General features: G+C 67.3%; 19 protein-coding genes. 4 read left to right on the top strand and 15 right to left on the bottom strand.

Annotation, left to right across the window (positions count from 1 at the left end; translation table 11 throughout):
- Positions 1-1,841: 1,841 nt before the first annotated feature.
- From ACM9NP_RS15710 to ACM9NP_RS15675, 8 genes are all read right to left on the bottom strand, one after another.
- The gene (locus ACM9NP_RS15710) at positions 1,842-2,453 is read right to left on the bottom strand and encodes a hypothetical protein (protein ID WP_415647442.1); all 612 of its coding nucleotides are present in this window, start codon (positions 2,451-2,453) and stop codon (positions 1,842-1,844) included.
- 1,688 nt (positions 2,454-4,141) lie between these two features.
- A complete protein-coding gene (locus tag ACM9NP_RS15705; RefSeq protein WP_415647441.1) occupies positions 4,142-4,552 on the bottom strand; it encodes a hypothetical protein in 411 nt (136 codons plus the stop codon).
- Between the two features lie 98 nt (positions 4,553-4,650).
- Positions 4,651-5,673 carry a hypothetical protein gene (locus ACM9NP_RS15700; RefSeq protein WP_415647440.1) on the bottom strand — a complete coding sequence of 341 codons (1,023 nt, stop codon included), beginning with the start codon at positions 5,671-5,673 and terminating at the stop codon, positions 4,651-4,653.
- The gene (locus ACM9NP_RS15695) at positions 5,666-7,327 is read right to left on the bottom strand and encodes a hypothetical protein (protein ID WP_415647439.1); all 1,662 of its coding nucleotides are present in this window, start codon (positions 7,325-7,327) and stop codon (positions 5,666-5,668) included. Before ACM9NP_RS15695 ends, ACM9NP_RS15700 begins: the two co-directional genes overlap by 8 nt.
- A gap of 259 nt (positions 7,328-7,586) precedes the next feature.
- Positions 7,587-8,954: an MCE family protein gene (locus tag ACM9NP_RS15690; protein WP_415647438.1), complete on the bottom strand. Its 1,368-nt coding sequence runs from the start codon at positions 8,952-8,954 to the stop codon at positions 7,587-7,589.
- 1 nt (position 8,955) lies between these two features.
- Positions 8,956-9,720 carry an ABC transporter permease gene (locus ACM9NP_RS15685; RefSeq protein WP_415647446.1) on the bottom strand — a complete coding sequence of 255 codons (765 nt, stop codon included), beginning with the start codon at positions 9,718-9,720 and terminating at the stop codon, positions 8,956-8,958.
- Positions 9,721-9,748: 28 nt separating this feature from the next.
- On the bottom strand, positions 9,749-10,498 hold the full coding sequence (locus ACM9NP_RS15680) for an MlaE family ABC transporter permease (RefSeq protein WP_415647445.1): 750 nt from the start codon (positions 10,496-10,498) through the stop codon (positions 9,749-9,751).
- Between the two features lie 5 nt (positions 10,499-10,503).
- Positions 10,504-11,307 (bottom strand): ABC transporter ATP-binding protein, encoded by an 804-nt coding sequence (locus tag ACM9NP_RS15675; protein WP_415647437.1) that lies wholly within the window; start codon positions 11,305-11,307, stop codon positions 10,504-10,506.
- A gap of 1,119 nt (positions 11,308-12,426) precedes the next feature.
- On the opposite strand from ACM9NP_RS15675, the gene ACM9NP_RS15670 reads away from it, so the two are divergent.
- From ACM9NP_RS15670 to ACM9NP_RS15655, 4 genes are all read left to right on the top strand, one after another.
- Entirely contained in the window at positions 12,427-12,882 is a 456-nt protein-coding gene (locus ACM9NP_RS15670; protein WP_415647436.1) for a DddA-like double-stranded DNA deaminase toxin, read from the top strand.
- Entirely contained in the window at positions 12,876-13,127 is a 252-nt protein-coding gene (locus ACM9NP_RS15665; protein WP_415647435.1) for a hypothetical protein, read from the top strand. Before ACM9NP_RS15670 ends, ACM9NP_RS15665 begins: the two co-directional genes overlap by 7 nt.
- Positions 13,128-13,302: 175 nt before the next feature.
- A complete protein-coding gene (locus tag ACM9NP_RS15660) occupies positions 13,303-14,355 on the top strand; it encodes a class I SAM-dependent methyltransferase (protein ID WP_415647434.1) in 1,053 nt (350 codons plus the stop codon).
- Positions 14,352-15,326 (top strand): hypothetical protein, encoded by a 975-nt coding sequence (locus ACM9NP_RS15655; protein ID WP_415647433.1) that lies wholly within the window; start codon positions 14,352-14,354, stop codon positions 15,324-15,326. Before ACM9NP_RS15660 ends, ACM9NP_RS15655 begins: the two co-directional genes overlap by 4 nt.
- On the opposite strand, the gene ACM9NP_RS15650 is transcribed toward ACM9NP_RS15655, so the two are convergent.
- From ACM9NP_RS15650 to ACM9NP_RS15620, 7 genes are read right to left on the bottom strand one after another with little or no spacing between them, the layout of a single operon-like run.
- A complete protein-coding gene (locus ACM9NP_RS15650) occupies positions 15,316-16,326 on the bottom strand; it encodes a class I SAM-dependent methyltransferase (protein WP_415647432.1) in 1,011 nt (336 codons plus the stop codon). The genes ACM9NP_RS15655 and ACM9NP_RS15650 overlap by 11 nt on opposite strands.
- Positions 16,326-17,438 carry a glycosyltransferase gene (locus tag ACM9NP_RS15645; RefSeq protein WP_415647431.1) on the bottom strand — a complete coding sequence of 371 codons (1,113 nt, stop codon included), beginning with the start codon at positions 17,436-17,438 and terminating at the stop codon, positions 16,326-16,328. Before ACM9NP_RS15645 ends, ACM9NP_RS15650 begins: the two co-directional genes overlap by 1 nt.
- On the bottom strand, positions 17,435-19,624 hold the full coding sequence (locus tag ACM9NP_RS15640) for a WD40 repeat domain-containing protein (protein ID WP_415647430.1): 2,190 nt from the start codon (positions 19,622-19,624) through the stop codon (positions 17,435-17,437). Before ACM9NP_RS15640 ends, ACM9NP_RS15645 begins: the two co-directional genes overlap by 4 nt.
- On the bottom strand, positions 19,611-20,600 hold the full coding sequence (locus tag ACM9NP_RS15635) for a hypothetical protein (protein WP_415647429.1): 990 nt from the start codon (positions 20,598-20,600) through the stop codon (positions 19,611-19,613). The genes ACM9NP_RS15640 and ACM9NP_RS15635 overlap by 14 nt, the downstream gene beginning before the upstream one ends.
- Entirely contained in the window at positions 20,597-21,889 is a 1,293-nt protein-coding gene (locus ACM9NP_RS15630; protein WP_415647428.1) for an MFS transporter, read from the bottom strand. The genes ACM9NP_RS15635 and ACM9NP_RS15630 overlap by 4 nt, the downstream gene beginning before the upstream one ends.
- Positions 21,886-22,632 (bottom strand): arginase family protein, encoded by a 747-nt coding sequence (locus ACM9NP_RS15625; RefSeq protein ID WP_415647427.1) that lies wholly within the window; start codon positions 22,630-22,632, stop codon positions 21,886-21,888. Before ACM9NP_RS15625 ends, ACM9NP_RS15630 begins: the two co-directional genes overlap by 4 nt.
- A complete protein-coding gene (locus ACM9NP_RS15620) occupies positions 22,607-23,866 on the bottom strand; it encodes a radical SAM protein (protein ID WP_415647426.1) in 1,260 nt (419 codons plus the stop codon). The genes ACM9NP_RS15625 and ACM9NP_RS15620 overlap by 26 nt, the downstream gene beginning before the upstream one ends.
- Positions 23,867-23,916 lie beyond the last annotated feature (50 nt).

Genomic DNA, 23,916 nt, shown 5'->3' with positions numbered 1-23,916 from the left:
GCCTGGTGGGGCGGCCCGGGACTTTTCGGCTTGGTGGGGCGGGCGTACGTGACCACGCCTTTCTGCGGTGACGGCAACGGAGACCCACCAAGCCGCGGAAGACGACCACGACCAGACCGCAAGCCCCCGGGTCGGTTTGTTCCTGCGAGTCGGTGGCCCGGTCCCCGGCTTGGTGGGTCTCGACCACCGACACAGCAGAGAGGTGCCTGTCCGTGCATCGCCCCACCAAGCCGAAGAATAGGCAGGTCAGGCGTTTGGGCGCCCTGAGTTCGACGAGTGCCCTCCGTGTTCCGCTTGGTTGGTTAAATTGCTCGCTTGGTTGGGCAAATTGCGAAAACACGCCTAATTCCGACATTTGCCCAACCAAGCGGAACTTTTAACCAACCAAGCGGAGAAACCGGACAAAGGCGAGGAGGGGTTCCGGTGGCGGCCCCACCNNCCNCNACCGGAACCCTTCAACGGGGGAGGGTCAGGTCAGAGTGTGTGTGCCGACGCGAGACGCCGGATCGGGCGACGTCCACGCCGACCGCGCCGACCCGACGACGACACGTCCGGTCGGTGCCGTTCGTGGGACAGGCGCTCCAGTTCGGCGTCACGCCGACTCGTGTCGAACAAATCGAGCGTCGGATACTGATCGTGCAGGTCACGAACGAGCGGCCGACACGGCCACTCCGTCCGACACTCCCGACACGTCTTCGCCCACCACAACGGCCTCACCGAGAGACGAGGACCGAACAACCACAACAACACCCGACGCAACACACTCCACCTCGGAACATGCACAGTCGAGTAATGAAACGGAACCGGCACCGGAGCCGACGGTAGGGGTGACCCCGCCACATCAACCTCGAACTCGGATCCAGACTGCGATTCCGCGCCGACTTCGCTTCGGTCCTGCCTTCGCGAACCAGCTCTACCTACGGTTCCCGGTTCGACGCGAGGCACGCCCGGAGGATCGACCAGAGGCTCGGTTCGCGCCCCGGTCGCGCCATTGCTTCGCGTATCGGTTCGACCCGCGGTTCCAACTCGCGTCCGGGAACCGACGACCGACGAAAAGTGGACAGAAGCTCGTCCGACCGCGCGAACCGCTTCCGGTCTGCGGTACGTGAACGGAAACGCCGACGAAGGTGCAACCTCGGGTCCCGAATCGGGTTTCGGAGGGGCCTCGGGTTCGGGTTCGACACCCCACCAGTCGAACGCGCCATCATCCGGCGGGCACCGATCGAGAATCCGACGAGCGAGATCACGCCAGTGATCACGATTGCGCCGCTCCACCGAATCGGATTCCGAACTCGCACCGGCCATCCAGCCAGTGCCGCGAGAACTTGCTGCGCCACTTGCGTTGGGCCGCAAGACGAGCGGCGGTGTCCGCTCGCGCTCCCGCCGCTCGGCCAGCGCCGCGTCGACACGATCGCGATGAGCGTTGAGCACACGCTCCCGCCAGCCCAACCGATCCCACTCCGTCCCCGACGGCGAGGGTTCGGGAAGCCGATACCGAGCCTGCCGGATCTTCCGCGCCGCATCGCGTTCGAGTTCACGCGCAAGACGTTCCCGATGGAGATCCCGCTCCGGTCCGGGTTCGGACCCATGTCGCTCGGCTCCATCGCCGACGCGATCGCCGGACACGAGGACGGGCGTCGAATCCGATTCGGGAACGGCTGCGGGCGTCCGCAACTCGGCTCCATCGCCGACGCGAGCACCGCGCACCGGTGCGGAGGTCGACCGTGCCGTGGGAATGGTTGCGGACATGGGGAATCCGCCTCCACCATCGACGCGATCCCGCCGCTCGGATATCGGATCAACGGGTGCGGGGTCGTAATCCACCGACCATACGAGCGTCGTCACGCCGACACCCCCGTTCGTCCGGCGCGGGGATGCCCGGCCGCTGGAGTCGGGTCGGGATCCGTTGGTGGAAAAGGATGGCCGCCATCGGTGAGGTACCCGGGAAGGTCTACGTCCGGCGCGGTGCTGTCGCCGTGGGGCCGTGCGGGGACGGGTCCACCGTCGGTGATCGAGGTGCGGACGGGTGTCGCGCGGTGGCGGTCCACGGTGGTGCGGGTCAGGAACCACGCGTTCGCGGGCTCGGACGCCCAGCCCCTCTGGGTGGGGTGCGCGAACAGGAGCGGGACGGCCGTGTCGATGCCGGTGACCGTCCCGACCGGGAACGCGACACCACCACCGGTGCCCAGGAGGTCGAGGACCGCTTTCCCTTCTCCCACATAGGTGATGGCGATGAGTCGATGTCCGAGTTTGAACAGGCCGAGCGACCGGACCGGATCGGCATCGACTCGTGTGGCACCCGCGTGGACGGCGCCACCGACCGACTGCGGGGCGTCGATCGTGGCTTCGTTGGGCGGCAGGGAAACGGCGGGCGTGAACCGACGCGAATCTCCGGCGTGAACCGCGCGCCGATCGGTCGGAGCGGTTGGGCAGTGTTGATCGTAAATGGGCATGACGATTGAACCCCCATAGAGGACGTGCTGGACGACCGTCGTGTCATCCCTAACGGACGGTCGATGGTGGTGGGTTGAGAGGGCACGCGCGTTGACGGGCTCGTCGCGTGTGTCCGTTGTGGTGGGTCGCGGCCAGGCAGGCTCCGCCACGTTGACGTGCGCGGGGAGGACGAACCGGGGTCGCGGGCGCTTGGCCCTCTCAACACCACCGGGGAGCCTCGCTTGTCCGCTGCGTGGACGCGCGAGGTCAAGACCGACCCGAGCCTTAAGCACTGTCGCGCAGGTGGGTCGGTATCACCGCAGGTCACACAGTCAGAGGAATCGAGACTCGTGGACGCGTGCGGTATGGGGTAGCCGGGTTGTCACCCGGCTGGCACAATGGGTGCAGCAGAGGGTCGGTTACCGTCCATGACGGGAACCTCCTTTCTTGTGAGACCGGAGCGGACAAGCTGTCCAGGCTGGAGGCCGCTCCGGTCGTTCTATGTCGCCACCTCCGACCTCCGTTCATGGAGGTAGGAAGTGGAACTCTTGTGAAGTGACGGCACCCGCGTTACGCAGTGTGACGGCCACTCCGAAACCGTAGCGCATGGTGTGTAGCCGATGTCAAGCACCACCGCCCACATCGGCACGAACTTTTTCACCCACGCGCCCACCGGTCCCTTCCAGACGGACGACCGACGTTGGCCCGGCCTCGGCGGCGCAGTGGTCACTTCAAATCAACGAGTGCCCTTCGAGCACGCCTTCTTGCCTGCCGGTGATTGCCCGTTTGGGGGCCGGGTGGCCCGAGAGTTACGGCTTGGTGGGGCGGGCGTACGCGACTGCGACGCGGACGCCGAACAGGAAGGGAGACCCACCAAGCCGGAAAAGGTGACCACCCAGGAGCTTCGAGGTTGGCCGGTTTCTTCCATTGAGTCGGTGGCCCGGTCCCCCGGCTTGGTGGGTCTCACCCACCGCCACCGCAGAAAGGCCCCAGTCCGTACACCGCCCCACCAAGCCGAAAGTCTGTGGGCACCTGGCAAACCGGACTCGGAAGCCTGTGGTGTGTCGCCGCACCAAGCCGAAGGGGAGGTTGGGTCAGGTAGGTGGTCCTCTTTGGGCTCGACCAGTGCCCGTCGGGCACGCCTTCCCTGCCCGACAGCGATTTCCGTTGAGGCCAGATGGCCCGAGAGTTACGGCTTGGTGGGGCGGGCGTACGGGACTGTGACGCGTGTGTTGGGCAGGAGGGGAGACCCACCAAGCCGCAGAAGGTGACCACCCAAGGGCTGCGATTCCTACTGCGAGTCAGTGGCCCGGTCCCCCGGCTTGGTGGGTCTCAGCCACCGTCCCCGCAGAAAGGCGCCAGTCCGCACATCGCCCCACCAAGCCGAAAGTCTGCGGCCACCCGGCGAAAACGGCCAGGACCGTCTGTCAGTGCGGGTCGTCGAGCCGAAAGTCTGTGGCCAGCAGGCAGAACCGGCCAGGACCATCTGTCAGTGGGGGCCGTCAAGCCGAAAGTCTGCGGCCACCAGGCAAAGACGGCCAGGACCGTCTGTCGGTGTCGCGCCGTCGAGTCGGAAGTCGTTGGCCACCCGGCAAAACCGGACGAAGCCGCCCGTCCCTACGCCGCGTGGTCGAGTCGAAGACTGCCGTCACCGAATGCGGTCGCTTGATCGTTGCCGACGGTCTAAGGCCATGCACCCCGACGTGGCTCACCACTGGCCATCGTGGGCGATCTTGAGTTCGGTCAGGACCACCGTGTGGTTCTGCCACAGATCAGTCATCGCCGAAGCGAACGACCCGGTGAACCCCGACGCGGTGAGTCGGCTCAAGGCATAGGGCTCGACGTCAACATCCCAGTCGCGCAGGCCAACCGTCTCGATATCTATCAGGCCGTCATCCGAGAGCCCGGCCGCGACAAGCGCATCGCGCTCCTCGCGAAACCGACGACGGCGAGCGTCCCAATGCGGTCCATCTTCGACCGTCTGCCCCGAAACCCGTTCCATCGCGGCGATCACCGTCGCCCGGCGCTTCGACATCAACTCCGTCAGGGCTCCGGAGAGTTGACCCGCCAGCGACCCGGCATCCCGGTAATCCTGAAAAGCGTTGCCCGAGAAGGCCATCGACACCGACCGTCGACCGCGAAGGCGGACGGCGAGGCGCCCGTCGCCCGAAACGGCCACTATGTCCATACCGTCCAACAACGGGCCGAGCCTGGCCATCAGTCGTCTTCCTCCCAGGCACAGCGCGTTTCCGAACAGAGCTGGTCAAATACCGAAAAGGACAATTCGACGGCTGGATCGGGAAATGCATCTTTCCGGATGAGAGCTTCGACGGCGGCATTCCACCCCAAGTCGCTCATCGATATGCCGAGCTGGCCGTCCTCACCTCGAGGTGGAATCAAGGCGTCATCCTCGAAGGTTGGCTGGGGGCCGATCCGGGGATCACCCGAGTCATCGATGTCAGCGATCTCGGAGAGGTGTCTGTCGTCGAAACCGCCGATGATGGCGCCACTGTTGTCTCGGAAGACGCCGGACACCGATACTCCCACCGGCGATTCGAAAGTGGATGAGGTTGTGAAGGTGATGTGGTCGGCGAGGTCCTCGCCATTCCGGTTTCGATCATTCTCATTCTGTTCCGGGAAATGAGCCTTGATGGCTGTCGCCGTGACCACCCCGAACTGGTACATCCGATTCTCGATCGGCCACCATTCAGTCTCGTCGACGCTTAGGTCCAAGCGAAGCTTGCCATCCGTCAGGGCCTCTGACACCCGTTCATTCGGCTCCAGAAGCAGACTTCCTCCTTCAGCATGACGCTGTCCCGGTGTCAGCGCGGTCGTTCCAACGGCGCCCTCAAACTGGCTCATGTCGATGTTGCCATCATCGAAACCAGCGATTGAGACCTTGACTCGGACATTGTGGGCGACCAGATCGCTGGTGTTCGCGATGACGACGCCATATGTAACCCAGATGTCGCCGTCAATCTCCGTGTGGCCAGTGAACCCCGAGTCGACGATCTCGATGCCTCCATCGGTCGGCGCCTCGACAGGCTCGTTCGGGAGCTGACTGCCCGGGGACTGTTCGGGACTCGGTGCGTCCACTTCGTCACTGAGCGCGAACAACACGACGCCGGCCGAGACAACGAGGCCAAGCACGGCCATGGCCACGGGAAACCACCGCAGGGAGCTCCGGGGCGCGTTCTCGGCGGGATCCTGGTCGCTCTCTTCAGGCAGCCGCTCAGTCATTTCCTGCCCTCCACAGCTTCTCCATGTTGTCCCAGTCGGTCTGATCCATCGCGTCGGCGGTCAGGCCGATGAACGTGGCGATGACGGAGAGATAGTCGGCGCTCTCCGTGAAGATATTCAGCGTCATGGAATGAAAGTCACGCCATTGTGGATAAAGCCGAGATGAGGATGCACCCAGTCCGGCGTACTGACCGGAGCTGTCTCCGAGTGCACTGCTACTGAACCCACTCTGGACATCCTCAGCTGCTTCCAGCCCGCCCGCGAGTGTTCCATAGTGATCGGCCGTTACGGACAAGTATGTCGCGAGGTCACGCAGGTCCCCCTCTTCGCCTTGAATCAGGTTCTTACTACTGGCGGTCGTCGTACCGAGGGCCTTGTCGCGGAACGCGGCCTGGAGAAGCTCGGTGCGTTCGGCGGCGGTCAGGCCCCCGTCACCCTTGCCGACCTGGTCGACGGCGGTGTCGTAAAGGGCCGGCCGTAGCGGCTGGAAGTACGCGTTTCGGACCGACGCGGGCGCCGATCGTCTGTGTGGTGTCCATCCCGAGGTCTCGTTCAGTTGGGACATGAAGTCCCCCAACCAACGCGCGGTCTCCCGCTCGACGCTCTCCACGGCGTTTTGGACGCGATCCGCGGCCTTCTTGAGGCTGTTGAGCACTTCGACGGCGGTGGCGCCCGAAATCTCCAAGGGCTTGTCGGAGTCGGATCCCTCGATGGCATCCACGATGGTCGGCCCGAGGCTGGCGACTCCACCCGCGATCGAAACACCCGCCATCCACGCGGTCATCGCCCCGAGAGACGCTCCCCCCGTTGGGACGGCGGTCAGTATCCCGGCGGTGATGGTGGCCGCTGCGGCGAAGACCGTGAACACGGTGCCGAGATCGATGTCGAAATCGGATTCGCCCTCGAAGGCGATGAAGGCCTGATCGAGGACTTTGACGGCGTCCTTATAGCCCGCTTCGTAAGCACTGCAAGCGATTCCGAGGCTCTCGTACAGGATCGCGATCAGGCCGGCCTGGCCCGCCAGGAACGTATCGAAGCGGCTCGCGTAGTTGATCTGGAAGGCCTCGGCCCCACTGCCTTCCCATCCGGCGAGCAACCTGTCAGAACCGCCCGTGAGGCTGTTCCAGTCCAGGGTCGCGTCATTCTCATCGTCAACCCCCGCGATGCTGACCTCGGGGAGGTTGCCGTCGACAGTCAATCGCATCTGATCAACCGCATACTCCACATTGAACATTGTGCGGAGGTTGGCCATCTGATCGAGCGGACCTGACAGGTTCTTGGAGCGCAACAGGTCGTCGAAGTACGTGTACTTCGCGGTGATCCAGGCCGTGGTATCCCAGACCTCCTTGTACGCCGCGCAATCGCTTGGGTAGTAGACGTGGGATCTGGACGCGTCGGGACCCACCTGATACGTCTCGACGATGGTTCCCCCGTCACCCCAGGAAACGGTGGCCTCGGCGAGTTCGTTGCCCTCGGCGGCGGCTTTGAGCTCCTGATACAGGGTCTGCGAGTCCTGGTAGGCCACGTGGTTGAACGCACCGGCCTCCAGGATCAGGCGCTCCGTTGCGACAAGGCGCAGTTGTTCCGCCATCTCGAGAAGGCCGCAATCCTCGAAACCACCGCCTCCGAGACCGTCTCCAATGTCCTCGGCCATGAGTACCCCTTGATCGATCAATCGATATGCATGGAAATTGGATGCTACCAATCCGTGACAACTCCACTTTGGTGCACCAGTGTAGAAGGGCCTGCCAGGCGTGTTGGGTGGCCCGGTCCCCCGGCTTGGTGGGTCTCAACCACCGTCCCCGCAGAAAGGCACCAGTCCATACACCGCCCCACCAAGCCGAAAGTCTGCGGCCAACAAGCGAAGGCGGCCCTGACCACCCAGCTCAAGCAGGGCGGGTGGCCGATCGGGGTCAGGACATGGAGACCGTCATGCCTCGGAGGATGGGGCCCCAGAGGAGCGCCGCGAAGTCCTCGAAGTCCGTGACGTCGTCGCCCGTCACGGACGCGACGATCGGGTTGATCGTGTCCTTCTCCTCCTCGGTTCCGGCGTAGCCCATGCGCGGGTCGAACGGGATGATCGCGCCGGTGTCGTCGCCGGGGACCGTCGCGGACTCGTCGGCGGGCGTTTCGGTGAGGAAGCCCGTCAGACCGGGGATCTCGATCGGCAGGTTGACGCGGGACGAGTCGTAGTCGTATCCGTTGCCGAAGTGGCGTTCCGGGCCGGGCGTGTTCGGTGCGGGCAGGCCCCGGCAGTCCGGGCCGTACGAGCTGAGCCACTCGGGTTCGTCGCCGGGCTGGTACTTGCCGTTGTCGCGAGTGATCTCCAGGGTGATGTGGAGGCGCCCGGTGGCGAAGGTGTCCTCGATACGCGGTTCGAGAGTCGTCAATCCTTCGAAGACGCACGGGTACTCGGGGGCGTATGCGGCGAGCAGTTCGATGACGGGCTGGGTGACCTCGCCGAACTGGATCAGGCGGCCCTGGTAGCGGTCGAGGAAGATCTTCGTCTCGTCACTGAAGTCATATGTGGACATCCACAGTGCCTTCAGTTCGGCCTCCTGGTCGACGATCGTCTCGTTGGTGACGGTGAGGTTCTCGAGAATCGCGATCAGATCGGGCAGCGCGCCCCGGTAGTTGTCGAGGACGGTCGCCAGCTTCTCCAGGTCGGCTTCGATCGTCGGCATCTCGGCGTTGAGCGCGCGCACGTATTCGCCGAGCGCGACCATCGTCTCGCCGAGTTCGTCGCCGCGTCCGTCGAGCGCCGTGGCGATGGAGGTCAGTGTGACGGCGAGTTTCTCGGGCGGGACGGCGCGCAGCAGCGGGAGGGCGCCGTCGAGGACTTCTTCGAGTTCGACGGCCTCGTCGGAGGCGTCGACGCGGATGACGGCGCCGGGCGCGATCGGGCGGGCCGAGTCGGTGGCGGGCGGGCGCAGTTCGACGTATTTCTCGCCGAAGACGGTCTTCGGGAGGAGGCGGGCGGTGACGTCGGCGGGGATCGTCGCGGCGTCGGCTGGGTCGAGCGCGAGGGTCAGGACGGCGCCTTCGCGGCTCTGTTCGACGGAGCGGACCTCACCGACGAGGACGCCGTGGAGTTTGACGTCGGCGTGTGTCGACATCTGTAGTCCGGCGGAGTCGGCGACGAGGGTGACGGGCACGATCGGGGTGAATAGTTTCGCGTACGACGCGACGCAGACGCCGACGAGCGCCGTCAGCACGACGATGAAGCCGAGCCCGGCGAGGCGTTCCACTGTGAAGGGTCGGGGGAGTCCGTTTCGCGCCATCTCAACCCACAATCCGAACGGTGGTCGTCGCGCCCCACACGGCAAGCGACACAAGGAAATCGACAATATTGACTGTCACGATAGCGGTGCGGACGGCACGTCCGACCGCTACGCCGACGCCGGCGGGGCCGCCGGAGGCGTAGTACCCGTAGAAGCAGTGGATTCCGATGACCATGATCGAGAAGGCCACGACCTTGCCGAAGGACCACCAGACGTCGCTGGCCACAAGGAACTGTCCGAAGTAGTGATCGTATGTTCCGGGCGATTGACCGAAGTAGAAGATCGCGACGCCGCGCGTGGCGACGTAGCTGGACAGCAGCGCCAGCACGTACAGCGGGACGATCGCGAGTAGACCGGCGACCATTCGCGTCGTGACGAGGTACGGGAGGGACCGGACGCCCATGACTTCGAGCGCGTCGACCTCCTCGTTGACGCGCATCGCGCCGAGCTGGGCCGTGAAGCCCGCTCCGACGGTCGCCGACAGGGCGATGCCGGCGACGAGCGGGGCGATCTCGCGGGTGTTGAAGTACGCGGAGATGAAGCCGGTGAACGCGGAGGTTCCGACCTGGTTGAGGGCCTGGTAGCCCTGGAGACCGACCTCGGTGCCGGTGAAGAACGTCAGGAACACGACGACGCCGATGGTGCCGCCGACGACGGTGAGTCCTCCGACGCCGAAGGAGACCTCGCCGAGGAGTCGCGCGATCTCGCGCCGGTACCGCACGGACGCCTTCGGCATCCACGCGATCGCCTTGAGGTAGAACAGCATCTGCGTTCCGAGAGCCGTCAACACGTCGTCACGACCCCTTCTGCGGAATGATCTGGAAGTACAGCGCGACCATCACGAAGTTCACGGCGAACAGCACCATGAACGACACCACGACGGAGGTGTTGACGGCCTGGCCGACGCCTTTCGGTCCGCCTTTGGCGTTCATGCCGAGGTAGCAGGCGATGAGCGCGGCGATGATCCCGAAGACGAAGGCCCGCGCCTGCGCGCTGACGAGGTCGGCGACCTGACCCAGCGCGGCGAAACTCGCGAGGTACGAGCCGGGCGTGCCGTCCTGCATGAAGACGTTGAACAGGTACCCACCGGCGATGCCCACACTGGACACGACGCCGTTGAGGAGGAAGCCGACGAGCGCGCCCGCGATGACGCGCGGGACGACGAGGCGCTGGACCGGATCCACGCCAAGGGTCTCCATCGCGTCGAGTTCTTCGCGGATCTTGCGGGAGCCGAGGTCGGCGCACATCGCGGAGCCGCCCGCGCCCGCGATGATCAGCGCCGTCACGATCGGACCTGCCTCGCGGACGACGGCGAGAACGCTCGCGGCGCCCGCGAAGGACTCCGCTCCGATCTGTTTGGACAGTGAGCCGAGTTGCAGCGCGATGACCGCTCCGAACGGGATCGCGACGAGGGCCGCGGGCAGGATCGACACGCTCGCGATGAACCACGCCTGCTTGACGAGTTCACTCCACTGAAAGGGGCGACGCGGCAACGCCTTCGCCGTCTTGGCGCAGAATCCGGCGAACTCGCCGACGGTCGCCAGGGCTCTCACGGGGCGGCCCCGGCGTGCGCGAGCGGGTCCTCGGCGTCCTTCTCCTCGGCCATGCCGATCGGTCCGTCCAGAGAGGCGTTGAGGAACTGCTTGACGACGGGTTCCTCGGATTCGAGGATCTCGGCGCGCGGCGCGAAGGCGATCAGCTCACCCTTGTAGAGCATGCCGATGTGGTCCGGCAGGGTCCGGGCGGTGTTGATGTCGTGCGTGACGATGAGGAAGGTCGCGCCGGTCTCGGCGTTCAGTTCGGCGATGAGCTTGCCGAGGAACGCCGTCCGCACCGGGTCGAGGCCGGAATCCGGTTCGTCGCAGAGGATCAGCTCCGGGTCCATGACGAGCGCCCGCGCGAGCCCCGCGCGTTTGCGCATGCCGCCGGAGATCTCGGACGGGAGTTTGTCCTCGTCGCCGCTCATCCCGACGAGTTCGAGGCGTTCGCCGACGATCCGGCGGATCTCCTTCTCGGTCTTCCTCGTGTGCTCCCGCAGCGGGAACGCGATGTTGTCGTACACCGTCATCGACCCGAACAGGGCGCCGTCCTGGAACAGGACGCCGCAGCGCTGCCGGATCGCGTAGAGGTCGCGCTCGTTCATGGCGGTCAGTTCCTGGCCGTCGATGTAGACGCGGCCGCGGTCGGGGCGCAGCAACCCGATGAGGGTCTTCAGGAACACGGACTTTCCGGTGCCCGATGGTCCCAACAGGACTGTTATGTCGCCGGCGGGGACGGTGAGGGAAACGTTCGACCACACCGTCTGATCGCCGAAGGACTTCGTCAAGTCCACGACTTCGGCTCCCACGCCCATGCGTGACCTTCCCGCCGGGCGCCGGTAGGGGCCGGGGGTGAGCAAAGAGGGGGCGTCCGGCTTGTGTGCAGAGCAGCCTAGCGAAGCGCGGTTTCCATCGAAACTGATCGGTAGATCACAGCTTGATAAATATCGGTTCCCGTGGCGCACCCTCGGCGACCATGCCGCCGTACGCGCCGTCGATCGACAGAACATCGCGCTTCCGGCGCGATCTCTTCGGCTTGGTGGGGCGGTGTACGGGGCCGCAACGCGAACCACCGGGCAGGAGGGGAGACCCACCAAGCCGGGAAACCCGGGCACAGTGGGTCGGGAGTGATTCGCTACGCCCGTGTGGTGGTCGTATTCTGCGGCTTGGTGGGTCTTCGTTTCCGTTGCCGCAGAATGGTTTCGACACGTCCACCGCCCCACCAAGCCGAAAGTCCGCGGCCACCCGACTGAGGCGAGGACGACAACGCCCGACGCACCTCCTGACCGCGACGACCCGCACGCCGCGGCGGAATCCACGTGATCTCACCAACGGACGAGACCACACACCGCCCCACTCGATCGCACTGGAGTGAATGGCCGACCGCATAACGCGACGAGAGGCGCGTCGTCTTAAATAGAGCATGTGATCGGCGCGCGACCACGCGTCGAACATGTCAACCCATGGCTTTCATGACCCTCCCCGATCGACCTGTACCGACAGTCGGCGGTAGCTGACGACCGACGGCTGAAGCCACAGAGGAGCTTCGATTGTCCAGCGCAGCCGAGGAGCTGTCGACGGCCGTGTCCGCGGCCGCGACGCGATCGCGTGACTTGACGGCGACGATCGTTGCCGCGAAATCCGCAGCCGAGTCCGCGGACGGCGCGTTCCAACTGTCCGGCGGCGACGACAAACTCGCCCTACTGGCGATCATCCAAGACGCACTCGATGAGGCGAGCCGACTACAGTCTCAAGTGGATTCCAAACTGTCCGAGGTGTCGGCTTGGACAACCCGACTCCACGCGGGGGCGTCAGGGCCGGCCCTCACGGGCGACGGAGGCGGGCCCTCCCCACCCACGCCACTCTCGGACCGGTGGGCACCACCGTTGCCAGACTTCAACCCAAAGCGGCCACATCGGGACGCGGAAGCCGAGATGCGGCGCATCGGTTGGCCGCCGAGCAACGCCGATCCGAACAAGACGAGCGCACGGGGCCATCTCTTCGATCGGAACGGACGGCGGATGACGGGCGAACCAATTCAGCCCCACCAGAAGGGGACGGCGCCACCGTGTGATGAGTTGAAGGAGCCCTGGCGATCAAGCGAGGACTATACGACAACCTGGCATGCGGAACGGGATGCTGCGATGATGATCCGTGAAGCCGTGAAGGAGGGGCACGCAGGGCCGTTTGCCTTGTACATGAACATCGCTCCATGTGGGCGTCGTACGCCAGACCCACCACACACTCCGGATCCGCGCCGGTGTGATGAGAACATCGCTCGGATCGTCCCGCGCGATGTCATCGTCTACGCGCACATCGTCTCCAAGAGAGACCCGATCCCCAGCCGATTGCGAATCGTGGGAACAGGAGAAGCGATCTCACAATGTTGAACAAACGAATCGACGCCAGCCCCGACGTGTTGGCTGACCTCTGGCTGCGGGAGGACACACTGTCGTCCAAGGAGCTGGCCCGGTACGCTCGCGAAACTCACGGACTCACACCACCTGACACACCGGTGGGAGCCGTATGGGACATCGGAGTCAGATTCCCGCCAGATGGCCCTGACGATGGCGTGCTGTATTGGCTCGGTCCTGATCCCGAAGAGCTTGACGGCGAGCGTTACGGGGAGTTGTAGCGACCGCCAGCGAGTCGGGAGACGGTCCTCCGAACCGCCGCTGTCGGCCCGCGCCGTCACGCCGGACCTCGCGCCTTCGACGAGCCGGCACCGACTCACCTCGCCCGATCCGCGACGACGAGGCACGCTCTAAGCTGACGGCCGGTTCACCCCTTCCCCCGAAAGGCGGTCGTCGATGCCACGTACGCTGCTGCGACACTGCGAGGAGTCCGGGCTGGCGGCGCTGTTGGGCGCCTACCATCGCGACAGCCTGCGATACGCGGCGGTGCGCGCGGCACGGCCCGCCCTCGGTCCTCGGTTGCGGGTGATCGTGGATCTGCTGTGCCTCAACGAGTCCGTGCCGACTACGGAAGCGCAAGCGGCCCTGGGCGGCTCGATGGAGGTCCTGGCGGACGCGGGCCTGTGCCGGAACGACGGTTCCGCAACGGTCGTCCCCGAGCACCGCCTCGTCGATCATTATGGACAGTTGTTGTTCGTGGGGCCGCCCGCCGGACAGATCGGCGGCTACTACGGCGCGGATTCGGTGGGGCTCGGTCGACAGCTGCTCGCCGCGCGCGGGAACTGCCTCGACCTGTTCGCGTCGACGGGCGCCCAATCGCTGCTCATGGCGCGCGGCGGCGGCGACGTCACCAGCGTCGAACTGACCTCCGATCTGCGACCGGTCGCCGCGCTCAACATCGCCATGCACGGACTTGACGACCGGGTGACGACGATCTGGGGCGACGCCACGACCGTGTCCCTTCCCGATCGTCCGTTTGACACGGTTTGCGTCAATGCCCCCTTGTTCCCCAACTTCGGCGTCGACGGGCTCGACACCGGCGCCAACGGCGGACGCCACGGCCACGACCTCCTCCAGGCCGTCCTTCCGCGCGTCCGCCTCAACACCGGCGGGCGGCTCCATTCGACGGCCACGATGGTCGGCGACGGCGACGGTCCACACACGACCTGGCTCGCCGACGCGGCCCGCCGCAACGGCTGGACTTTCGACGTCGTCGTCACCGGTGTCGGTCGGCTCGGCGAAGGCTCCGCGTTCGCGAAGGACCTGGTGACGACGCTGGCCGAGACCGCCGGTGCGACCACCGAGGACATGGCCGAAACCCTTGACCGGCAATGGAAGGAGTCGGGCGTCGACCGGGTGTTCTTCTGCCTGTTGACGGCGCGCCCCGCCGCGACGAGCGGAGTCACCGTCGTCTCGCGGTACGAACGCGGCAGCGGGTGGTGGCTGTGACGACGCGAGCGGTGCCGTCCGCCGAGCTCACCGACGACGAATGGTCGGGATTCATCGAGGCGACACCGTCGCGCTGGTTCACCCACGACCGCCACTGGTGCGAACGCGTCGACGGCCGCGAGGTCGAGGACGACGGTTTCGCGCTGGTGACCGACGGCGCGATCCGGGCGCTCGTGCCCGTGACCGCGATGGGGAACGTGGTCGTGAGCGGGCGCAACGAACCGTCGGGGCCGCTGCTGGCGGCCGACGTCGACGCCGCCGAACGGGAACACCTGTGGGCGTCGATCGACGCGGAACTGACGGCGATCGCCACGCGCCGTGGGGCGTCCGCGATCGGCCTGAAGTTCCCGGTGCTCACCGCGAGCGGACATCGGGGGCCGGACGATCCCGACGTCGGGGTGCTCACCGGGTGCGGTTACCAGCTCGACCGGCGGCTCTTCTACTGCATCGACCTCAATCATCCACTATCGACCTTGTGGGCCGGAGTCTCCTCGCGGACCCGCTCACAGCTGCGGGCGGCCGATCGGGCGTGCGAGCTCGCGCCCGTCGGAGTCGCGGAACTCCCCGCCTACCTGGACGTGTATCGGCGGCATGCGGAGGCGAAGGACAGCCCCGTACCGGTCACACTGGACGATATGCGGCACCTGCTGGGCGACGAGTCCGGAGTGTCCACTCTCGCGCTGCTCGGCCGGGAGGACGGCGAGGCGACCGGTTTCGCCCTGTCCCTCGGCGTCGGAGCGTCGGCCACCGTCTTCGCGTGGGGCCGCGCACCCGACCCGAAACCCTCCCAACTGTCCAAACTGCTCGTGTGGCGCTCGCTGGAACTCCTGCGCGAAAAGGGAATTCGTTGGGTGGAATACGGTGGCGCGATCCTCGGCGAGACCCCGTACGCGGGACTGACCGAGTTCTATCGACGGCTCGGCGGCGACACCCTGCCGTCCGCGTGGCTGTACCGACGCGTCACCGAGTGATCAGCGACGGTCCCTCGACTTCCGTCCTCCGCAACACGAACCAGCAGTTTCCCGCGACGGGCTCGAAGTCGTCGGTGAGCTCGCGGGCCGTGTCGCCCTCGTCGACGTGAACACTCTCGACCGTCCACTCTCCCGTCTCGGTGAAGACCTTCCGCCAGTGCGGCGCGGGCGCGGCGAGCTGAAGCTGGTACTCGTCGACGAGACGTTCGTCGCCACGGAACACCTCGACCCGCTCCAGGTCCATCCCGTCGGCCGGGTCGTGCCGGATCTTCGACCACACGACGCGCAACGGCAGGCCGTCCGGGCCGGGTGGCGTCTCCCATTCGCCACTGTCGCCGTCCGGCGCGGGCGAGGCGGTCGGCGTCCACGTGTCGATCAGCACGAGATAGACGCCGCCGGATACGACGCTCACGGCGGCGGCGTGCAGGTGTCGACGCAGCGCGGCCCAAGACGGGAGATACCGCAGAGTGTTCAGCCCCGCGAGCGCGAAGTCGTACTGACCGGGAGCGCAGAAGGAGTCCATGTCGGCGACCATGAGTCGACCGCGGCCGACGGATCGATCGACGGGTTGTCCGGCGAGTTCGTCGGCGAGCCAACGGATCGCGGGTTCGGAGGCGTCGATCCCGTCGAGGTCGATGCCAGCCGCGCGCAGGGGGCGGAGAAGTCGTCCGCCGCCGCAGCCGAACTCGACGCCGACGCCCGGCGACGCGGCCACGCGATCGGTGATGAACGCGAGTTCTCCCGCGTTGTCCCATTCGAAGACGAGTTCGCACAGGTCTGGCTGTTCGAAGAGTCGCCCGCCGACGGGGGCCGCGTGGCCCTCGGCGATGAGCGCGGCGGCCTCGGCGGTGGTGACCGCGTGCCGCTGGTCGTGGTTGATCGGACGCATTCGTCCACCATGGACGAGTGCGGTCGCCTCGGGCCAGGCGAGGTGCCGGTCGGCGTGGACGTAGATGTACGAACCGTCCTCTACTTCGAGGCAGCGGCGAGCGGCGAGCATCAGGCTTTCCCTTCGTCGAGGCACAGCACCTGTGCCCATTGGGCCACAATCGATTCATCGCCCAGGTCGGCCCGGCGTCCCGCGCGCGCGGCGCCGTATCGCTCCATATCGGATGACGTCAGCGCGGCGAGCGCGTCGGCGCAGCGGCAGGCGTAGTCGGCGGTCCAGCTGTCCCCGTCGATGACGAGTCCCGCGTTACCGACGAGTTCGGGCAGGGCGCCCCGGTCGCTGACGACGGGCAGCAGGCCTCGGCGCAGTGCCTCGATGACGGTGGTCGCGCCCGTCTCCTCGGTGTAGTCGGGGTGCAGGAGTATGTCGAAGCCGTCGAGGAACGCGGCCATCTCCGCGACGGGGCGGGGCGCGGTGAAGCGTGTCCAGGGACTCGCGGCGGCGACGTCCGCGAACCGTCCACGATCGACCCAGCCGCCGCTGCCGTCGGGATGGATGACGCGGCAGTGATCGTCCTGGTAGAGGCTCGGGTGCGCCGAGACGGTGACGTCCAGGTCCGTCAGGCGCGCGATCGCGATGACGGCGGCGAGGGCCTTGCGGGGGTGCGAGGTGTGAACGACGCGAGTCGGAACGGTCGCGGGGCGGTCGCGCCAGGGCACGTGCGCGGCGAGGTTGTGGACGACGACGGAGGAGTGCGGGTCGAGACCGAGGCGTTCGCCCCAGTCGTCGCGGTGCCAGCGGGAAGCGAAGACCGTCGCGTCGTAGCGCGGCAACGCGGAACGGACGTGCGACGCGACGGTCGCGAGGTCGGAGCGGAAGATGGCCCGCAGGTCGTTGGCGGAGTCCTCCGTCAGGAGGACGTGCCGGGCGCTGGGCAGGGCCACGTCGGGCACGGTCGTGGCGTAGTCGCGAAGCCAGAGGACGGTCAGGTCGTCGCCGTCGGGCAGTCGCGGGAGCGCGGAGACCGGTTCGATCGCCACTCTCGGAACGCGTGTACCGGCGGCGGACAGTCCATAGTAGGTGACGATGGCGCCTCGGTCGGCGAATGCGCGGGCGATGTTGAGCGCCACCACTTCCGAGCCGGGCAACGGCGCCGAGAACGGGTCGCCCGCCGCCAGCGCGATGCTGCCGCGATTGACGATGGCGAGGCGGGAGCGCGTCACGGCGATTCCCCGGCGGCCAGTCGCGCGACCCGCGCCACGAACACTCCACCTTCGACGGTTCCCGCCGCGATGACGTCGCCGCGAATCGCGACCGATTGGACGGCCTTCGGCAGCGGCACGGTCACCCGGTCGCCGGAGGCGACGTCCCACACGACGACGCGGCCGTCCGCTCCCCCGGACACGACGGTCAACCGGTCGCCTCGGCGCTCGGCCGCCACCGAGGTGACCCGACCATCATGGCTCTCCGATGTGTCCATACGGCGACGGCTCGCGATGTCCCACAGGCAGATCAGACCGTCGAACCCGCAGGACACGAGCGGCCCGTCGACCGGCAGGCTGAGGCCCGACACCGCGTCGGTGTGCCCGTCGAGTTCGGCGATCGCCTCCCCGTGCTCGTCCCACAGCCACAGGCCGCCGTCATAGCCGCCGGAGACACAGAGCCCGTCGACGGGATCGACGGCGGCGGAGGCGATCCAGTCGGTGTGCCGGGCGACCGTCGCGACCGGAAGTCCGCTGTGGAGGTCCCAGACGCGCAACCCGCCGCCGAAGCCGCCCGCCGCGACGCGGGTGTCGCGGCGACCCACGGCGACGCAGGTCGCGATCGTGTCATCGGCGGCCAGCGTCATCGTCGCGACACCCGCCCGGTGGTCCCACACCCGCACGGTCGCGTCGGCGCCCGCGGAGACCACGAGCGACGGCGAGTGGGCTCCGGTGGCGAGCGCCAACACCGGCTCCGTGTGACCGGTGAGAACGGTCGGTGGTCCGCCCGCGCACGACCGCACGAGCAGGTCGTGACCGGTGGCGGCGTAGACGACGGGATCGGCGTCGGCGATCAGTGCGATGGCGGTCGTGTCGGGCGGGTCGATGAGCGGGGTGGCTTGATCGGGTTCGCCGCGCCAGGTGCGAACGGTCTGGTCGAAACCGGCGGACACGACGGTCGGCCGTCCGTCGAGGTCGACGACCGCGACCCCGGTGACGCAGCTGTCGTGACCGCGATACCGCCGGACCGGAAGCCCCGCGACGGGGTCCCACGACATGACGGTGCCGTCGTCGGATCCGCTGACGAGGAGGTCGCCCTCGGGGCGGTGAATCACGGTGAGGGCGCGCACCCAGTCGGTGTGGCCGCGCAGCACGGCCTTCTCCCCCCAGGTATCGGTGCGCCACAGGCGAATCGTCCCGTCGAAGGCGGCGGTGGCCAGGATTTGTCGGCCGCCTGCTCGGCAGAACGCGAGCGCCGAGACCCCGGCCCGATGTCCTTTCAGGACTGCGATCAGGTCGCCGGTGAGGACGTCGACGACGCGGACGGTCTGATCGTCACTGCCGCTGGCGACGACGCTTCGCCCGTCGACCTCGGCCAACACCGCGCACCACACCCAGTCCTCATGGCCGCGCAGAGTCGCGAGCTCACCGGTCGTCCTCGCGTCGAAGAGCCGCACCGTGTTGTCGGCGGCGCCGGTGACGACGACGGGGCGCCCGGCGAGTCGTCCCATGTCGACGCTCCATAGGCCACGGTCGTGGCCGCGATAGACCCGTTCGGTCGCGCCGGTGCGCGGATCCCACAGGTGCGCAGTCCGGTCGAAGCCCGCACTGAGGACCAATCGTCGGCCGTCTAGCTCGGTGAACACGGCCGCGCTGACCACTCCGTCGTGACCGGTGTACCGCGCCGACACGTTGTGCGCCAACGCGTCCCAAACGACGGCCGTGCCGTCCTCGCTGGTGGTGACCAGGTGCGGACGGCCGTTCAGCGACCCCGCCGCGACGCTCCACACCCAGTCGTCGTGCCCGTTGAGGACCGTGGACGCGTCCGGGGGCAGTCGGAGCGCGAGCAGCGGATCCCAGGCGCCGTCGGAGGAGTCCGCGCGATCGTGCCCGGCGTCCAGGGTCCGGATGGCGGCCCGTCGTTCCGAGACGGACGCGGGAAGCGCGCTCAGGCCGAGGATCGCCTCGGCCCGTTCACGCGCGCGCCCCGCGAGGTGGGGCGAGGCGGCGATGGCACGAACGAGACGGGCGGCGTCGGCGCGATCGACGGTGGCGTCGTCGAGGAACTCGTCGAGACGCCCCGCCGCGGCGGCGTGGGTCGGTAGGTGTTTGTCGATGTACGCGCGAGCCACGGGGCCCGCCGCGTCGCGCGCGGCGGCGAGCGCGGTCGCGATGCGGTGGTGCACGAAGCCGTCATCGCCGACCACGGTCGACCTCCCGTAGGTGCTCGACGAAACAGTGATGCGCCAGGCGAAACAGCGTGGGGGAAATGGACTGTTCTATGTAGTGGGACGCGTGCCGCAGCGTGATGGAGACGTCGTGGTCGTCGTGGCGGACGCCCGAGAGGGCGGTCGCCAGGATCGGCCACAGGGGCGGCGGCAGGCCCGGCCCCTCCGCCCAGGCCAGCGCCGCGAGCATCGCTCGGACGCGTCGACGCTCGGCCGGAGCGATCAGGGCGAGGTCGGCGTCGATGAGACCGCCGATCGTGTCGGGCAGTTCGGCGACGGCGTCCCGCGCCGCGGAGGCGGGGTGGCGCCGGAGCGCGGCGGCGAGCGCGCGGCCGACGAGGAATCCGCCCTCGGCGCGATGCGCGCACAGCTGGGCGAGGAGCGTCGTCGACGCGCCGTACGGTCCTTCGAAACCACCGAGGACCTCGGCGAGATGCCGGCTCAGGTCGCGATGGTTGCCGCTGACGGTGTTGGGCGCGTTGAGATCGACTGTGAGTCGCGGTCGCAGCAGACGTCGCGTCTGCACACAATGGTCCGTCGCCACGATGAGACGGGCTCCCTCGTCGGCGAGCCTGGCCAGCACGTAGCCGGTGGCGAGCCGATCGCCCTGCGCGGCCTCGTCCAGGCCGTCGATGACGATCGCCGGGCCGAGTGCCGCCGTGGCTCGCCTGATGACGTCGGACGCGAGCGTCGGCTCGGTGCCGCCGAGAGCCGTGGTGACCGCGGCACGGGTGTCCTCGGCGGTACGGCCGCGCGCGTCGATGACAGCGGCGATCGGGGTGGGCGGGTCGATCGTGAACCGCCGCAACAGCGCCGACCTGCCGCTGCCGGGCCTCCCGACGAGCAGGGCGACACCGGCGGTGTCGGCGGCAAGCCACCCGGCCAGGTCTGCGAGCGGACCATCACGACCCACAAAGGACTTGTCTGGATTCCGGGCGGTGCCACCGATGGTCATGCCGTGCGGTCTTCCGTTGCGGGAGCGCGTTCCTCGGCCTCGATTCGGCGAGCAAAGTCGGCGGACAGGCGATTCAGCGCCCGCGCGTGAACCAGGTAGGCGACGAGCAGACCGGCGCCGCTGACGATGAAGACCTCGCGCAGTCCGAGCCAGTCGCCGAGGAAACCGCCGAGGAGGAACCCGATCGGAGCCATCCCGGCGCCCATGAGGCGGAAGACCGAGCCGACCCGACCGAGTAGTTCGTCCGGGACGAGCGTCTGACGGATGCTCGTGCTGACGGAACCCCACGCGATCAACGGAATGCCCTGCAGGAAGAACGCGGCACCGATGGTCCACGGCGACGAGGACACGGCGGGCGGAAGCATCAGCAGGCTGTAGCTGACGACAGTGAACGCGAGTACCCGGCCGGGGCCGAGCAGGGTCGTCATCCGGCCGGACGCGAGACCGCCGACGACGGCGCCGACCGAGGTCGCGGCGAAGAACAAGCCGAACGCGACGCTGCCGAGCCCCAGGGTCTCGGACACGTACAGGACCAGGATCGCCTCAGGCATCCAGCCGAACAGGTTCCACGCGGCGACGACCATCGTGATCGCGCGCAGGTCCTTGTTGCGCCACAACCAGGACAGCCCGTACCCGGCGTCACGCCAGAAACCGGTACCGGTCACGGGCGCGTGTTCCTCCGACGCGGTATCGGCTCCGGTGTCGACGGCGTTCGACCGCTTCGACCAGGCGAACCGCAGAATCAGGAGCGAGGCGATCCCGAACGCGACGGCGTCGACGGCGAACGGAAGGGCCGCGGCGGAGGCGAACAACAGTCCACCGACGGTGGGGCCGATGACGCCGTTGCCGACCTCCGCGGCGGTCGCGAGGTGGCCGTTGGCGCGCGGTAGGTCCTTCGTCGGCACGATCGACGGCACGTACGCCGACGCGGCGATATCGAACAGCAGCTCACCGGTGCCGAGCAGGACGGCGATGACGAAGAGATGGAGAAGATTCAGGCCCCCGCTCCAGGTCAGGTAGACGAGCAGGAACAGCAGCGCGACGCGCGCGAAGTCGACGGCGACCATGAGTCGGCCGCGGTCGAGCCGGTCGACGAGGACGCCGGCGGGCAGCGACAGCACCAGGTTCGGGATCATCACGGCCGCGCCGAGAGCGGCGATGAGGCGCGGGTCGGACGTCAAGGTCGCGCCGAGCAGCGGGAACGCCACGGCGTAGATGCCGTCGCCGACGTTCGAGATCGCCGAGGCGGTCAGCAACCGTCGCCAGGGCGTCAGAAATCGCGCGATCACGGGGCGGGCTCCACCCGGGTCGAAGCGGACAACACCTTAGACAGTCCTTTCAAGACTTCGATGACGATGGCTACCTCGGTCGGATTCTCCGCGTCGGCGCGCCACTCGACGAGATCGGCCCCGATCACCGGGAACTCGTCTCCGATACGGGAAATGTTGTCGCACAAGCTTTCCGGCGTGACGACCAGGCCGTCCGGAACGGGTTCGGGAAAGCTGACGCCGCCGAACAACTTCGGATCGAGGTAGTCCAGGTCGATGCTGATGTACGCGCTGGACACCGGTCCGACCGGGGACGGTGGAAGCGGCGGGTTCGCCTCACGGCACCCGTATCGCGTGACGGGCACGCCCAGACGGCGGGCGGCGTGGTCGAACACCGAGAAGTTCGAAATGCTCGGACTCGGGTGGGCGTCGTGATGGGCGTCGAAGTGATGCACCAACGGCCGGTCGTAGTAGCCGCATACGGCGCGCAGGACCGAGAAGCTCAAGCGGTGGTCACCACCGAGGACGAGGGGACGTTCCCCGTCGGCCAGGGCGGCGGACACGACAGCGGTCAGCGCGACGGGGACGAGTTCACCGAGACGTCGGTTCACCACGACGGGTGCCGCGAGGCCGGGCACCTCGGGCAGGAGTTCCCGCCACACGTGGGCGTTGTGACCGGTGCCGGGCTTGCGCGAGGAGGCGTCCCAATCGCACACGATGGGCCGGACGCGCGTCGGCTCAACGGTCGACGACAGCGAAATCACCCCTCGCGTATCGCGTCGGGAAATCGACGAACACCTTGGTGCGATTCTTGTTCGTATTGCACGCCACCACATCCGGCGCGGTGAGCGATCCGGTCTCGACATACGCGTTAGACCGGCAACCGCCACCACAGAACTGTCCAGCCACACAGGACGTCACGTTCTCGCAATTGGTGTAACGGAAACCGTTGAAGAACGCGCTGTCGTACCACGCCTCCGACAATGTGGAAATACGCGCGTCGGGCCCCTGGAAATCGGGGTTCTCACGACTCGTCATCGTCGGGCAGGACGCGATCTCGCCATCGGCGGTTATGTAGACGAAGGAGTACGCGACACCGCATTCCGGTTCGAAGTCCGACAACGCCGGGGATTCGCAGACCCGACCGGCGCGGACATTGCCGGACAGGTAGGGCGTGAGGAACTGCCAGAAGCGGCGAGCGGTCAAACCGTTGTCGCACGCGAGCGCTCCACCGGTGGCGACCACTCGATCCACGTTCAGCATGGCCTTCGGGTAGCGGCCCGCCATGTACTCGATCGTCTCGCCGAGCGAGTCGACATTGTCGGCGTGTGCCATGAGCGACAGCCGAACCGGCACCGAGGCCTCGGTGAGCAGGTCGAGCCCGCGCAGGGTCCGACGCAGCGCGCCGCGATGTCCTCGGGCGGCGTCGTGCACCTCCTCCACATGGGAGTCGAGTGAGACCTGAACGGCGGATACGTGGCGGTCCTGGAAGAAGCGAACGTCATCGGCCGTGATCGTCGTGCCGTTGGTGTGGATCGTGATGTCCATGCCGGCGGCCCACGCTATGTCGACATAGCTCCGCCACTCTCGATCGAGCAGCAGTTCGCCCCCGGTGAAGTCGATCGTGACGACGCCCATCGCGTCGGCCTGCTCCACAAGTGAGCGAATCAGGTCACTGCTCATGGCCTGCTTCCGGCCCGGACCGGACATCGAATAGCAGTAGCTGCAACTCAGGTTGCAGCGCAACGACACCTCGATCTGGACGCGGCGAAGGTGCGGACCGGGTCGGGTCTTTCGGAACACCACGTCCGGGGCGAGCCAACCACCCGACTCCAACGCGGCGGTGGCCTCGGGATATTCGCGACGCGCGAGTTCGTCGCCCTCGCGGAGCCGCCCCAACAGCGCTCCGACCGCCCCCGAGACGACTCGGGGCTTGCGTCCCGCTCCGGCCAGGTAGGTGCGGCCACCGTCTGAATCCCAGACGACCCGATCGACCATGGTGATGCTCCTTGCGATCGAAGAAGAACGGTCACGGGGCGGGTCCCCGA

The organism is Stackebrandtia soli (assembly GCF_965137155.1).
In the GTDB taxonomy this organism is placed as follows: domain Bacteria; phylum Actinomycetota; class Actinomycetes; order Mycobacteriales; family Micromonosporaceae; genus Stackebrandtia; species Stackebrandtia soli.
The sequence above is the reverse complement of the archived record's forward strand: the minus strand, read 5'-3'. Positions and strand labels throughout refer to the sequence as shown.

Bases quoted from the DNA above. Each gene is read 5' to 3' on its own strand.
- ACM9NP_RS15710 (WP_415647442.1), bottom strand. From the start codon at position 2,453: ATGCCCATTTACGATCAACACTGCCCAACCGCTCCGACCGATCGGCGC.
- ACM9NP_RS15705 (WP_415647441.1), bottom strand. From the start codon at position 4,552: ATGGCCTTCTCGGGCAACGCTTTTCAGGATTACCGGGATGCCGGGTCG.
- ACM9NP_RS15700 (WP_415647440.1), bottom strand. From the start codon at position 5,673: ATGACTGAGCGGCTGCCTGAAGAGAGCGACCAGGATCCCGCCGAGAAC.
- ACM9NP_RS15695 (WP_415647439.1), bottom strand. From the start codon at position 7,327: ATGGCCGAGGACATTGGAGACGGTCTCGGAGGCGGTGGTTTCGAGGAT.
- ACM9NP_RS15690 (WP_415647438.1), bottom strand. From the start codon at position 8,954: ATGGCGCGAAACGGACTCCCCCGACCCTTCACAGTGGAACGCCTCGCC.
- ACM9NP_RS15685 (WP_415647446.1), bottom strand. From the start codon at position 9,720: ATGCTGTTCTACCTCAAGGCGATCGCGTGGATGCCGAAGGCGTCCGTG.
- ACM9NP_RS15675 (WP_415647437.1), bottom strand. From the start codon at position 11,307: ATGGGCGTGGGAGCCGAAGTCGTGGACTTGACGAAGTCCTTCGGCGAT.
- ACM9NP_RS15670 (WP_415647436.1), top strand. From the start codon at position 12,427: ATGCGGCGCATCGGTTGGCCGCCGAGCAACGCCGATCCGAACAAGACG.
- ACM9NP_RS15665 (WP_415647435.1), top strand. From the start codon at position 12,876: ATGTTGAACAAACGAATCGACGCCAGCCCCGACGTGTTGGCTGACCTC.
- ACM9NP_RS15660 (WP_415647434.1), top strand. From the start codon at position 13,303: ATGCCACGTACGCTGCTGCGACACTGCGAGGAGTCCGGGCTGGCGGCG.
- ACM9NP_RS15650 (WP_415647432.1), bottom strand. From the start codon at position 16,326: ATGCTCGCCGCTCGCCGCTGCCTCGAAGTAGAGGACGGTTCGTACATC.
- ACM9NP_RS15635 (WP_415647429.1), bottom strand. From the start codon at position 20,600: ATGACCATCGGTGGCACCGCCCGGAATCCAGACAAGTCCTTTGTGGGT.
- ACM9NP_RS15620 (WP_415647426.1), bottom strand. From the start codon at position 23,866: ATGGTCGATCGGGTCGTCTGGGATTCAGACGGTGGCCGCACCTACCTG.